Source organism: Vibrio sp. SCSIO 43009 (assembly GCF_023716525.1).
Lineage (GTDB): Bacteria > Pseudomonadota > Gammaproteobacteria > Enterobacterales > Vibrionaceae > Vibrio > Vibrio alginolyticus.
In genome coordinates, this window is record NZ_CP071842.1 from 209,403 (window position 1) to 223,104 (window position 13,702).

The 13,702-nt window shown below is 46.1% G+C and carries 11 protein-coding genes; 2 read left to right on the forward strand and 9 right to left on the reverse strand.

The features are described 5' to 3' along the window. Positions 1-87: 87 nt before the first annotated feature. The 5 genes from J4N43_RS00955 to J4N43_RS00975 all read right to left on the reverse strand — a co-directional run bounded on the left by J4N43_RS00955 (position 88) and on the right by J4N43_RS00975 (position 4,662). Positions 88-1,473: a class II fumarate hydratase gene (locus J4N43_RS00955; RefSeq protein ID WP_053350695.1), complete on the reverse strand. Its 1,386-nt coding sequence runs from the start codon at positions 1,471-1,473 to the stop codon at positions 88-90. A gap of 17 nt (positions 1,474-1,490) precedes the next feature. Then, positions 1,491-1,868 (reverse strand): hypothetical protein, encoded by a 378-nt coding sequence (locus J4N43_RS00960; protein ID WP_005382370.1) that lies wholly within the window; start codon positions 1,866-1,868, stop codon positions 1,491-1,493. 199 nt (positions 1,869-2,067) lie between these two features. Continuing rightward, a complete protein-coding gene (locus J4N43_RS00965) occupies positions 2,068-2,550 on the reverse strand; it encodes a hypothetical protein (protein WP_005382371.1) in 483 nt (160 codons plus the stop codon). A 108-nt stretch (positions 2,551-2,658) separates the two neighbouring features. Then, positions 2,659-4,386 (reverse strand): sodium:solute symporter family protein, encoded by a 1,728-nt coding sequence (locus tag J4N43_RS00970; RefSeq protein WP_005382372.1) that lies wholly within the window; start codon positions 4,384-4,386, stop codon positions 2,659-2,661. 12 nt (positions 4,387-4,398) lie between these two features. After that, positions 4,399-4,662 carry a DUF4212 domain-containing protein gene (locus J4N43_RS00975; RefSeq protein WP_005382373.1) on the reverse strand — a complete coding sequence of 88 codons (264 nt, stop codon included), beginning with the start codon at positions 4,660-4,662 and terminating at the stop codon, positions 4,399-4,401. A 520-nt stretch (positions 4,663-5,182) separates the two neighbouring features. Here J4N43_RS00975 and J4N43_RS00980 point away from each other — a divergent pair. After that, positions 5,183-6,934, forward strand: coding sequence for a potassium/proton antiporter (locus J4N43_RS00980; protein ID WP_005382374.1), 1,752 nt, complete (start codon positions 5,183-5,185; stop codon positions 6,932-6,934). Here the strand turns inward: J4N43_RS00980 and J4N43_RS00985 are convergent. The 4 genes from J4N43_RS00985 to aspA form a co-directional block, all read right to left on the reverse strand. Continuing rightward, the gene (locus J4N43_RS00985) at positions 6,931-7,560 is read right to left on the reverse strand and encodes a response regulator (RefSeq protein ID WP_005382375.1); all 630 of its coding nucleotides are present in this window, start codon (positions 7,558-7,560) and stop codon (positions 6,931-6,933) included. The genes J4N43_RS00980 and J4N43_RS00985 overlap by 4 nt on opposite strands. Positions 7,561-7,754: 194 nt before the next feature. Continuing rightward, positions 7,755-9,587: a protein-disulfide reductase DsbD gene (locus tag J4N43_RS00990; RefSeq protein WP_062730812.1), complete on the reverse strand. Its 1,833-nt coding sequence runs from the start codon at positions 9,585-9,587 to the stop codon at positions 7,755-7,757. Positions 9,588-9,748: 161 nt separating this feature from the next. Next, positions 9,749-11,056, reverse strand: coding sequence for an anaerobic C4-dicarboxylate transporter (locus tag J4N43_RS00995; RefSeq protein ID WP_005382378.1), 1,308 nt, complete (start codon positions 11,054-11,056; stop codon positions 9,749-9,751). A 176-nt stretch (positions 11,057-11,232) separates the two neighbouring features. Next, the gene (aspA, locus tag J4N43_RS01000; protein ID WP_005382379.1) at positions 11,233-12,684 is read right to left on the reverse strand and encodes an aspartate ammonia-lyase; all 1,452 of its coding nucleotides are present in this window, start codon (positions 12,682-12,684) and stop codon (positions 11,233-11,235) included. 431 nt (positions 12,685-13,115) lie between these two features. Between aspA and J4N43_RS01005 the strand changes: the two genes are divergently transcribed. Continuing rightward, complete coding sequence (locus J4N43_RS01005) at positions 13,116-13,634, forward strand: FxsA family protein (RefSeq protein ID WP_005386383.1); 519 nt, start codon at positions 13,116-13,118, stop codon at positions 13,632-13,634. Positions 13,635-13,702 lie beyond the last annotated feature (68 nt).

The following is a 13,702-nucleotide window of genomic DNA, read 5'->3' on the forward strand; positions in this document are numbered from 1 at the left end:
TGGAGTGTTTGAAAAATCGCTATAAAAGAGACCTCCGAATGGAGGTCTCGATGTTTGTAATCTTAGTTGATAGGCTGAGTTTGCCGTTTATTCTGCGACGCCGCCTTGGGTCAGTTTGGCTGGATTAAGCAATCGCTCTAGTGTGGCTCTATCCAAATCAGTTTCTTCTTCCGCGACATCAATAATCGCGCGTCCCTGTTTGTAGGCTTTTTTCGCGACTTCTGCCGCTTTTAGGTAACCAATGACCGGGTTGAGAGCCGTGACCAAAATTGGGTTTTTGGCGAGTGCAACATCCAAGTTATCTTGGCGAACTTCAAACGTCGCAATGGCTTTGTCAGCTAAAGCGGTTGCGCTGTTAGAGAGTAACTCGATGCTCTCCAATACGTTATGAGTAATAACTGGCAGCATGACGTTAAGCTGGAAGTTGCCCGCTTGGCCTGCGACGGTAATGGTGGTGTCATTACCAATGACTTGCGCTGATGCCATAGCTGCGGCTTCTGGGATCACAGGATTTACTTTGCCAGGCATGATGGAAGAACCCGGTTGCAAGCCTTGTAATTCAATTTCACCTAAACCAGCCAATGGACCTGAATTCATCCAACGAAGATCATTTGCGATCTTCATGATAGCAACTGCTGCTGTTTTGAGCTGTCCCGACAGAGCGACGATCGCATCTTGACTGCTTAAATTGAAAAAGAAGTTATCACTGGCCGAGAACTGAATACGAGTTGACTGGGTTAGGTTGCTAGCGAATAAGTCTGCAAAGCGTGGATCGGCATTGATCCCCGTTCCAACCGCCGTACCACCTTGGGCTAAGGCTTTTACAGCAGGAAGTGTTTGTTCAATCGCTTGTTTTGCATGCTCGATTTGGAACTGCCAACCGCCAAGTTCTTGAGCAAAGGTAATTGGCATCGCGTCCATTAAGTGGGTGCGACCGGTTTTTACAACATCTTTCAATGCTTGTTGCTTAGACTCTAGTGTTTGGCTTAGGTGTGACAGGGCCGGGAAGAGCTGTTTTTCAATGGCTAATGCTGCGCTAACTTGAATGGCCGTTGGTACCACATCGTTGCTGCTTTGTCCCATATTGACGTGATCATTAGGGCTGACAGTGCCGCCTAGATGCTGGGAGGCCAGTGTTGCAATTACTTCATTCGCATTCATATTTGAGCTAGTACCTGATCCGGTTTGAAATACGTCAATTGGGAATTGCTCAATATGATTGCCTTCGATAATTGCTTGAGCTGCGTCAGCAATCGCGTTGGCAATATCTCCCTCAAGCAGCCCTAGCTGTGCGTTGGTGAGTGCCGCAGTCTGCTTGATGTGTGCTAACGCTTTGATAAAACCAGATGGCATTTTATGTTGACTGAATGAGAAGTTATCGACGGCGCGTTGAGTCTGAGCTTGGTAGAGAGCATCTGCAGGGACCGTTACTTCGCCCATACTGTCAGTTTCTATGCGGAATTCGGTGCTCATGGTAGGGATCCTTTTGGTTAATCGAGTGAGATTTGAATCAGGCGTAATTGTTGTTGTAGTGCGAGAAATTTCACGTCGCCTTGTTCAAACTGGTAGTAATAGCGTTTGAGGCAGAATAATGGCGTATGGATAGAATCGAGACAGACACGACGGAAGATACGGCTGCGAGTTGAGTCTTGAATTGCGTCTAGTAAATGGAAATAAACCTGACGTAAAAACAGCTCACACAACAATAGATTTTCTTCATCGGCATCGTGTTCATAACAAGAAGACAACACCATTCCCCAATGAATATAGTCATGAATCACGTCTGGCTCAAAGCCATGTGGTGCGGCGAGAAGGAATCTATCTTGGGCTTTAAAAAATGCGTTAAAGATGTCCCGTTTGTTGTCCATAACCACCTCTCATTAAATGTAATGATAATTATTATCAATTAAATTGTGGGTTGGCAACCCTTTTTAGAGTAAGAGGTTGTTGAAGAAAGACTTACGAAAACAAAAGCCGACGCAAAGGCGTCGGCTGAGTAGGAATTCATTTATGCTGAGTGAAACTAAGTCACTGTCGTTTGAATACCGGTGAATTAGCTTGTCGCCGTTATTCAGTAAATAAGGTTTCGTACTTCACAAATGCGGTTTGTGTTTCACCATAATACAGTGTGCCGCCTGATTGAATGACGACTCTTAACCAGCTTTCTGCAGATGCAGGCTTTGGTAAGGTGATGTACCAGCTTTGGCCTGCTTGATCGGCGGGCTTCATATCAATCGGTTGAGCGTTTTTCTCTTTGTCACTCACAATAGAAACTTTAACCCCTTCGAGTGGGTAAGCGGCGTTGAGTGACAATTCTAAGTTATTTTTAGTGAGTTTTTCAGAGCGAAATTTCACTTTAAAATCGCCATTTTCCATATCACACAGACCACTGGTGTAACGACAATTAGACTTACTCGCGAGTTTGTAAGTTTCCCCTTCTTGCGCCGCGTGGGGTTTCTCGCTGAGGGCCATATCGGTACCGAAGTAAGCGATCAAAGAGAGAACTGGCGCAATCAGTAGAGCGAGAATAAAGTGCTTGTTTTTGAACATCTTGGCTTCCTTGCAACGACATACTGCGAATATGGTAACTGAAAAGTGAGAATAAAAAAGCCCCGGACGGCTGGTTCCAAACGGGGCTTTTGTGGTTTTGATTAGTTTTTAGTGATCCACTGCACTACCAGCACCTACTGGCACGCGAACGTGTTCGACTAGGTCTTTTACTTCTTGTGGCGTTTCTGCTGTTACTTTGGAGACAGCGAATGCAACAATGAAGTTAAATAGTGCGCCAATAGCACCAAACGCGTTTGGCTCAATACCCAGGAACCAGTTTGTTCCCCAGCTTTCTAGATATTTCCAATCAGCGACGAAAAGAATGCCTTTGTGTTGGAATACGTAGAACAGCGTAATACTGATACCTGCAATCATACCGGCGATTGCGCCTTCTTTGTTGATGCTCTTGCTGAAGATGCCCATCATCAATGCAGGGAAGATGGATGAAGCGGCAAGACCAAAGGCGAGTGCTACCGTACCTGCGGCAAATCCAGGCGGATTTAAACCGAGATAGCCTGCGGCTGCTATCGCTACTGCCATTGATATTCGACTAGCAAGTAGCTCTTTTTTCTCGGATATGTTCGGATTGATAACCCCTTTGATTAAGTCATGGGAAATAGCTGAAGAAATGGCGAGTAGTAAACCTGCTGCGGTAGATAGTGCAGCTGCAAGACCACCTGCTGCCACAAGTGCAATCACCCAGTTTGGTAGTTTAGCGATCTCTGGGTTAGCCAATACCATGATGTCGTTATCAACGCGCAGTTCGTTGGTGGACGCATCTGAAGTGTATTGGATATTGCCATCGCCATTTTTATCGTCAAAACCGAGTAGTCCAGTTGTTTCCCAGTTTTTGAACCACGCAGGACGCTCGTCATACGCTAGGTGCTGACCCGGAGCTGGATTTACCGTATTCATTAGGTTGAGGCGAGCCATCGCTGATACCGCTGGTGCAGTAGTGTAAAGGATTGCGATGAAGATCAGAGCCCAGCCTGCTGATGTACGTGCGTCGCGAACCTTCGGCACGGTAAAGAAACGGATAATTACGTGTGGTAGACCGGCAGTACCAATCATCAGTGACATGGTGTAGACAAACATATTAAGTGTGTCGCCACGTACTTGGGTCGTGTATTCACTGAATCCGAGTTCGGTCACAACTTGGTCAAGCCGATCGAGTAGATAGACATCGGTACCAGCCATGGTACTCCCCAGACCAATTTGTGGGATTGGGTTACCAGTGAGTTGCAGAGAGATAAAGATTGCAGGGATAGTGTAAGCAAGAATGAGTACGCAATATTGAGCAATCTGCGTGTAAGTGATGCCTTTCATGCCGCCAAGAACCGCGTACATGAAAACGATACACATACCAATTAATAGGCCGGTGGAGTAATCCACTTCTAAGAAGCGACCAAACGCAACGCCCACGCCTTTCATCTGACCGATAACATAAGTCACTGATGCGATGATAAGACAAACAACCGCTACGATACGTGCTGTGTTGGAGTAAAAGCGTTCACCAACAAACTCTGGCACCGTAAACTTACCAAATTTGCGTAGGTAAGGCGCTAGCAACAGCGCAAGCAGAACGTAGCCACCAGTCCAACCCATTAGAAATACTGAGCCGCCATAGCCCATGAAGGCAATTAAGCCTGCCATTGAGATAAACGACGCTGCGGACATCCAATCGGCTGCGGTTGCCATACCGTTTGCAATCGGGTTTACACCGCCACCAGCAACATAAAACTCTTTGGTTGATCCGGCGCGAGCCCAAATAGCAATCCCGATGTACAGGATGAACGTGGCGCCAACGACCAGGTAGGTAATAGTTTTCAAATCCATCTGAGTGACTCCTTATTCGTCCACGCCGAATTCACGGTCAATTTGGCGCATCTTCCATGCGTAATAGAAAATAATTCCTAGGAAGGCATAGATGGAGCCTTGTTGAGCAAACCAGAAACCGAGTTTGTAGCCGCCTAGTTGAAATTGATTTAGTACGTCGACAAATAAGATGCCGCAGCCGAAAGACACGACGAACCAGATGACCATTAGGCCGATCATGAGCTTCACGTTTTTGTCCCAATAGGCTTTGGCTCTTTCTTCGCTTTCAAATGCCATTGCCGTCTCCTTACGATTGGTATTGTTGTTAATGAAATGTTTCAATATGTACATTAGCAAGGTGTTGGCAATAACTCTTTTCAACTTTAGTCGGGGTGTTAAAAATGAAGAATCTCCATGCTATGGGCTTTTGCAGCGAATAAAGGGGTAAAATATTATGTTAATAAACTGTTAAGTTAGCCAAAGGTCTAAAGGTTGATTGGATAAACAAGCATGATTAAGACGGGCCATTAATCTTTTCTTCATTGAATTTGGAGATGCTGTGTAAATATTGGTGGTGATCTTGTGGCTCTTAAAGAGATAAGGCGTAGATAAGAAAGCTCACAAGTAATTTATTTACATAAAGTTTTCGCATCAAATCACCGTTTTAACGCACAATAAAGTAATATAACTGAGTCATTCTCGTACAACCTCGCATTTTGAGACGGTGTAAAGGGGAGGCAGATTAGGGCATTACCTCATTAACGAAGTAGCCTTGCTCATCACAATTATTATCGTTTTTCATTAAGGGAGGGTGAGAATGGACGCAGACACCATTAACAGTTTTTTTCTAATAGGTGCGTTGTTAATCGCACTTAGCGTTCTTTTAAGCCCAGTGTCTTCTAAGTTGGGAATCCCAATTCTTTTGGTATTTTTAGCCGTTGGAATGCTGGCGGGGGAAGACGGCTTAGGCGGCATTTTATTCGATAACTTTTCCATCGCTTATTTGGTTAGTAACCTCGCATTAGCCATCATTTTGCTTGATGGTGGGATGAGAACGCGGGTCGCCAGCTTTAGGGTTGCGTTATGGCCCTCGGTCTCTTTGGCGACATTTGGCGTTGCGATCACCACCATTTTGACCGGGCTGATGGCAACGTGGTTATTCGACTTAGATTTATTGCAAGGCATATTGGTTGGTGCGATTGTTGGTTCCACCGATGCTGCCGCGGTCTTCTCTCTACTCAAAGGTCGTAGCCTGAACGAACGTGTTGGTTCAACGCTGGAAATTGAATCCGGCACCAATGACCCAATGGCGGTGTTTCTGACCGTAACTCTGATTGCTATTTTAGCGAACCCTGGCGCTGACTTAAGTGCGGGCTTTTTGGCGTTCAGTTTTCTTAAGCAGTTTGGTATTGGCGCGTTACTTGGCTTCGCTGGTGGCTGGATCTTATGGAAAGTTATCAATCGCAATCAATTACCAGATGGGCTGTATTCTATTTTAACGGTCAGTGGTGGCTTGCTTATTTTCGCTTTATCTAACACTTTGGGTGGCAGTGGTATTTTGTCGATTTACCTTGTTGGTCTTTTATTAGGTAACCGTCCAACACGCAGCCGCCACTCTATTCTTCATGTTTTAGATGGTATGACGTGGCTAGCTCAAATTGGTATGTTCTTGGTGCTTGGTTTGTTGGTTACACCATCCAATTTACTCTCTATTGCGTTGCCAGGTCTTGCGCTTGCTTTCGGGATGATTTTGTTTGCCCGACCAATCTCAGTTTGGATTGGTTTACTGCCATTCAAGAGTTTCACGCCACGTGAAAAGTGGTTTGTCTCTTGGGTAGGATTGCGTGGTGCTGTACCTATCATCCTCGCGGTATTTCCGATGATGGCAGGGTTGCCAGATGCTCAACTGTACTTCAATTTGGCATTCTTTGTAGTAATGGTGTCTTTGATAGTACAAGGGGGCACGTTGACTAAGGCGATGTCTCTTGCAAAGGTCGAGCTACCTTCTAAGCCTGAGCCAATTTCGCGTACGGGTGTAGAGATTTACCCGACCAGTGAGTGGGAGCTGTTTATCTATAGACTTAAAGCAGATAAATGGTGCATTGGTGAGCCATTACGTAGTCTTTCGATGCCGGAAGGAACGCGTATCGCCGCTGTATTTCGCAGTAAAGAGCTATTGCACCCATCCGGCAGTACGCGTCTTGAGGAAGATGATACCTTGTGTGTATTAGCACAAGAAAAGGATTTAGATGCACTGAGCTTACTGTTTAGTGAAGCCCCAGAGAAAGCGTCGCTAGCGCGATTCTTCGGTGACTTCTTCCTCGATATTGAAGTGAAGCTTGCCGATATTGCCGTGATGTATGGTTTGAATCTGGGGGATGAACCGCTGGATAAAAGTTTGAGAAACCTTGTCGAAGAGCAATTAGGTAGCACGCCAGTATTGGGAGACCATTTCGAGTGGCAAGGTTTGCATTGGATCGTCGCTGATGTTGTTGATCAGCAGGTCACGAAAGTCGGTATCCGATTGCCAAACGAAAAAAGTAAGTCTGACGATAAGACGTCAATCTAGTCGCTCATTTCCGTCAGCATAATCACGGCTTGCGTGCGGTTCTTTACACCGAGCTTACGGAAAATCGCTGTCATGTGCGCTTTTATGGTGGCTTCTGAAACATTCAATTCGTAAGCGATTTGCTTGTTCAGTAAGCCATCGGACAACATTCCCAACACTTTATATTGCTGCGGTGTTAGCGCAGCAATCTTTTCCGCTAAGTCATTACATGCCGCGTTATTGGTGATCAACCCTTCAGGGAAGTATGGGTCGCCATTCAGCACTTGATTGAGCGCGTTCACTAATTCGCGCATGTCGCTGGACTTGGGAATAAAACCAAATGCACCATGGCTTTTCACCTGCGTCACGATCGCCGGCTCTTCACTCGCTGAAACGACGACGATAGGTAAATCTGGATGCTCTGCTCGCAAATGAATCAAGCCAGACATACCATTTGCTCCTGGCATTTTGAGATCCAATAGCACTAAATCTGGCTCTTCCTCTCGCTCCAACAAAGCCAGTAGTGCGTCGAGTGAGTCCGCTTCCAGCAAATTTGCACCACTAATAGCCATGTGGATAGATTGAAACAAGGCATTCCGGAAGAGTGGGTGATCATCTGCAATAATGATGGTGTAGGTCGAATCCATGACGTTAAACACTTTTGACTATTTCGTTAAATTTATTATTGTCCAGCTTTGAGAGAGTGGACAATATTTATTCGCTAAAAGTCTGAACCAAATCGACTTTTATTAGGAAAATTGCATATAAACGCAATGTTCTTATTCAAATCTGAGCAATAAAAAACGCCAGTGGACATCACTGGCGTTTGAATATCTGGTTATCAGAACTGCTTGATATGCTCTAAGAAAGGCTCGGCTTGCATAAAGCCCGTCAAACGAGCGTTTGAAACGTGTTCACCACTGGCATCCCAAAACTCAATTGTTGGTAAACCAAGCACACTCATGTGCTTCAGTAGTTCGATGTCTTGCACTTGGTTTTTGGTCACGTCCGCTTGCAGAAGAACGAAGTCTTGCAGTTTGGCTTCGACGCTTGGGTCATGGAAGGTGTACTTTTCAAACTCTTTACATGCTACACACCAATCGGCGTAGAAATCGAGCATGACGGGTTTACCTGCCGCTTTCGCAAGTGCCAGTTGTTCTTCAAGCTCCGCCACGTTAGCAATGCGAGTAAAGCTAACAGTGGCTTGCTGAGTTTGTGTTGTGCTGTTGCCAAACCAGTAATTTAAGATAGGTTGTGCTGAGGCTAGCAAACCTAAGACGGCGATTATGCCCACGGCACTTTGTTTCCAGCCACCAAACTCTAGACTGTTTTTGATGTGGTATAGCCAACCAAAAGCAGCAATACCCAGTGCTGACCACAGAATCGTTGACCACATTTCTGGCATGATACGTTCTAGTAAGAAGATAGGTGCGGCAAGCAGAATAAAGCCGAAGAGTGTTTTCACTCGGTCCATCCAACCACCTGCTTTTGGTAGCAGTTTGTTGCCGAAGACCGCAACAAGAATCAGCGGAATACCCATGCCCATCGCCAGCGCGTATAACGCGATACCACCGGTAAGCAAATCGCCGCTTTGTGCCACGTAAAGTAGCGCACCAGATAGAGGTGCCGTGGTACATGGTGAGCACACCAAGCCAGATATTGCCCCCATTGCAAACACGCCAGCACTGCTGCCGCCTTGCTGTTTGTTGCTGAGGTTGTTTAACCACGTTTGAACGCTGCTTGGTAGCTGCAATGAGTACAGACCAAACATAGACAAAGCGAGTGCGATGAACAGTACGCTCAAACCAATCAGCACATAAGGGTGTTGCATTGCCGCTTGGAACTGCATACCTGCAGATGCCACCACAAGGCCGAGTAGGGTGTAAGTCAGCGCCATGCCTTGCACGTAGACGAATGACAAGCCTAGCGCGCGGCGTTGGCTTAGTTTGCCACTGCCAAGCACTATGCTGGTCAGAATTGGGTACATCGGCAGCACACAAGGTGTAAACGCCAAGCCCACACCAAGCGCCAAGAACAGAAGTGGTGTCCACCAGTTATCAGCAAGGTTGGCTGCAAGGCTATCTTGCTGTGTTACTGGCGCTGATGGTGTGTCACCAGACGTAGATGATTGCGCCGCTGGTGGCGTTGCTGTTGGTGCCTGTTCTGCTTTTGATGCAGTTGTCGCCGTTGTTGAATCTGAGTTCGACGAAGTAAACGCGTTGATAGGAATCACGCGAGTTTCTGGCGGGTAACAGAAGCCTGCTTTCGCACAACCTTGGTATTGCACCACCACGCGCGCACCGTCTTGCCAATCATGCATTGGTACATTAACGAAGAGAGGTTGAGTATAGATATGCACGTCACCAAAGAATTCATCTTTATGCGGTGTGCCGTCTTCCATTTGCAGTTCGCCTAGCGATACTTTCTCACCAGCTACAGACAAGCGCTCTTGATATAGGTAGTACCCGTCACGTACCTGCCAATCGAGCATCAATTTGTCATCTTGCTGGTAGAAGTTAAATGGAAACGCCTGATCAACCGGAACAAAGCTGTCGCTGCTGCTACCAAAACTGTTGTTCTGGCTACTGTTAAACTGGTCTTTGCCAAATAAAGCTAAAGACGGAGTGGAAAAGGTAATGAGCCCTAAGAGTAAAACGGAAAGTAATGCGCGCATAAAAGAGTCAATTCATCTTAGATAATTGCCGTTAGTGTAACTCAATCAGACCCGGAGGCGAGTCAATAAGTTTCATGAAAATGAAGATTTATTGAGCATAAATCAAGACAACAGGCAATAAAAAAGGGAGCCGAAGCTCCCCGAGTAAGACTCTGTTTCTACTAGATCAGTAGACCACCGAATGCGAAGCCAAGTGCTACCGCAGAAGCGATGGTTACCACACCAGGTACAAAGAATGGGTGGTTGAATACGTACTTACCGATACGAGTTGAACCCGTGTCGTCCATCTCAACCGCGGCAAGTAGCGTTGGGTAAGTTGGCAGCACGAATAGCGCACTTACTGCTGCGAAAGATGCAACTGCGGTAAGTGGTGCCACACCGATAGCAAGTGCTGCTGGCATTAGCGCAACCGTGGTTGCACCTTGAGAGTAAAGCAGCATTGAAGCGAAGAATAGAACAAGTGCTAGCATCCATGGGTAGTCTGCTAGTAGCGCACCCGCAACTTCTTTGATGCCGTCAACGTGCGCGTTAACGAACGTAGAACCTAGCCATGCCACACCAAGAACACACACACACGCTGTCATACCAGAGCGGAATGTTGCTGCGGCTGGGATTTTGCCAGCATCGATTTTACAGCTCATTACGATAGCTGCCGCAGCTGCGAGCATTACCGTCATGATAGCTTCGTTACGGCCTAGAGCAGGGTTCTCGATAAGACCCACAGAGCCAGAAATTGCTGCTGCGTAACACACGACAAATGCGATTGCGCCTAGGAAGATGAAGGTTGCTTTCTTCGCTGTTGGTAGGATTTCGCGTTTTGCTTCTGTATTTAGCTTGATTAAGCCTTTTTCTAGACGCTCTTGGTATTCAGCATCGTCTTTTAGCTCACAGCCCATGAAGTTCGCCACGAACGCACCGATCATGCATGCGATGAACGTCGTTGGGATACAGATTGCTAGTAGTGTTAGGTAGTCAACGCCAAATGGGTGCAGCATTGCCGCGAACGCTACAACAGCCGCTGAGATTGGTGATGCGGTGATAGCGATTTGCGATGCCACGACCGCGATAGACAGTGGACGAGAAGGGCGCACGCCTTGGCCTTTCGCTACTTCTGCAATCACTGGCAAAGTAGAGAATGCCGTGTGGCCAGTACCCGCCATTAATGTCATTAGGTAAGTTACGATAGGCGCATAAAAGGTGATGCGCTCAGGATGCTTGCGCAAAAAGTTTTCAGCAACTTGCACCATCCAGTCTAAACCACCCGCTACCTGCATTGCTGCGATAGCGGTGATTACAGACATGATGATCAAAATTACGTCAACGGGAATGTAAGCTTGACTTGTTGGTACGCCCAAGATCAAAGACAACGCAATGACCCCAGCACCACCGGCAAAACCAATGCCGATACCACCGATTCTTGCCCCCAAATAGATGAAGAGCAGAACCACGAAGAGTTCGACCATGACCATATTGATACCTCTTTAGTTTTTTATTTGATTCTGATTTTTTGAACACTCAGGAACAGGAGTAAATGCTCAGAGAATGAGAACCTAGTGGTTTAGCGGCAATAAAAGCATATAAAAAATGTGGTTAACCGTATGAGAGCCTAAAAAAGGGGCCTGAGTGGCCCCCTTCGGATTCGTTATTACTCGTAACGTTTTGCTTTGTAAGTAGGATGCATGAAGTTTTCTACTGACAAGATTTCATCAAGCTCCTCTGCTGTAAGCAGACCGCGCTCTAGCACGACTTCACGAACACTCTTGCCAGTTTCTGCACAAATCTTACCTACGATGTCACCTTCGTGGTGGCCGATGTATGGGTTTAGGTAAGTGACGATACCGATAGAGTTGTAAACGTAGTTTTCGCAAACTTCTTTGTTCACAGTGATGCCGTCGATACATTTATCACGTAGGTTCACACACGCATTGTGTAGTAGAGAGATAGACTCAAACACGCTTTGTGCGATAACTGGTTCCATTACGTTTAGCTGTAGCTGACCGCCTTCTGCTGCGAAAGAAACCGTGTTGTCGTTACCGAGAACTTTGAAGCAAACTTGGTTTACTACTTCTGGGATAACTGGGTTTACTTTAGCTGGCATGATTGAAGAGCCTGCTTGCATTTCAGGTAGGTTCAATTCATTTAGACCCGCACGAGGACCAGAAGAAAGTAGACGAAGGTCGTTACAGATCTTCGATAGTTTCACTGCTAGGCGTTTTAGTGCGCCGTGAGTCATTACGTATGCACCACAGTCAGACGTTGCTTCGATAAGGTCTTCTGCTGCAACAACGTCAAGGCCTGTTACTTCCGCTAGGTGTTTTACTGCAAGCGCTTGGTAGCCAGTTGGTGTATTTAGACCAGTACCGATTGCGGTTGCGCCTAGGTTGATTTCTAGGAGGAGTTTAGATGTGTAATCTAGAGCACGAATCTCTTCGTTTAGTGTTACCGCCCATGCATGGAACTCTTGACCTACTGTCATTGGTACTGCGTCTTGAAGCTGAGTACGGCCCATTTTCAGTACATCTTTAAACTCAACGGCTTTAAGTTCGAATGCGCCTTTTAGGTACTCAATTGCTTCCATTAGCTTGTGTACGCTGTTGTATACCGCAATACGGAAACCTGTTGGGTACGCACAGTTGGTTGATTGGCTCTTGTTTACATGGTCATTTGGGTTAACAAATTCGTATTGGCCTTTCTCTTTACCCATCAACTCAAGCGCAACGTTTGCGATCACTTCGTTCGTGTTCATGTTAACTGAAGTGCCTGCACCGCCTTGGAATACGTCTGATGGGAACTGATCCATACACTTGCCAGTTTCTAGGATCAAATCACACGCTTCGATGATGTAGTTTGCAACGTCTTTTGGAATAGCGCCAAGTTCTTTGTTTGCTAACGCTGCTGCTTTTTTGGTCATTACCATGCCGCGTACAAATTCTGGTACGTCAGAAATGGTCATATTAGAGATATTGAAGTTCTCGATCGCACGTAGCGTATGAATACCGTAGTACGCATCTGCAGGGACATGACGTTGACCTAATAGATCTTCTTCAATACGAGTGGCTGGGTTTGCTGTTTTTGGAGCATCAGATAGGGTAGCCATAGCAGGATCCTTAGATGATAATTCTGATAATAAAGTTATTTATTAGCCATTTCTGCAATCTAGAATCCATTCATCAGAATTTTTGGCTGGAAAATCCGTCCTGACTTATGTGGCACATGATACTGCACCTAGCGCATAAAAATAGTAACTAGATCACCTTTTTCGTTTTTCATGAGTCAATAATTTGCAAAGTATGAACGGGTTATTAATAACCCTTTATGGGTACTCGATTTTCCTCGACAAACATGAGTTTTTAGAGTTCGAAATTAGCACTTTAAAAGCACGAAAAAATCGGTATGCAATTGAATGAAACGCGCTCCCGCTACTTTGTCTAAAAAAGAAGGAGACCAGTATGAACACGCTTTTTTACAACGATTCGTTTGAGCTTAGTCTGCTTTTACCATTACACTGAATTAAACAAAGGAGGGCGTGTGTTTCCTATCTTATTATTAGCGTTTATTTTTGTTCCGATCATTGAAATCGGCTTATTTATTCAGGTGGGCGGCTTTTTAGGTTTATGGCCGACCATTGCACTAGTCTTAATCACTGCATTTGTTGGTGCGTCGTTGGTTCGTAGCCAAGGTATACAAACACTGATGTCAGTACAGGGGCGTCTTGAACAAGGTGAAATTCCAGCCCAGCAAATTTTTGAAGGCGTAATGCTAGCGGTGGCTGGCGTGCTACTGTTAACCCCGGGCTTTATGACCGATGCCCTTGGTATGTTGGTGTTGCTTCCTGCGCCACGCGCCGCGATAGCTAAATACTTGATGAGCAAAATGGTGGTGAAAACCATGCATGGTGGTGGCTTCCAAGGTGGTTTCTCTAACCAGGGGCCATTTGAGCAAGACCCGTTCCGTCGTGACCCATTTGATTCCCAGTCAGATAATGGCAAGACCTTCGAAGGGGAATACGAGCGTAAAGACGATGATGATCGCAACAAGCTCAACTGATTGAGTTAGACAGTAAAGAAAACAAAAGGGCGCACCAAGCGCCCTTTTCTGTATTTGGAATTCGTGCT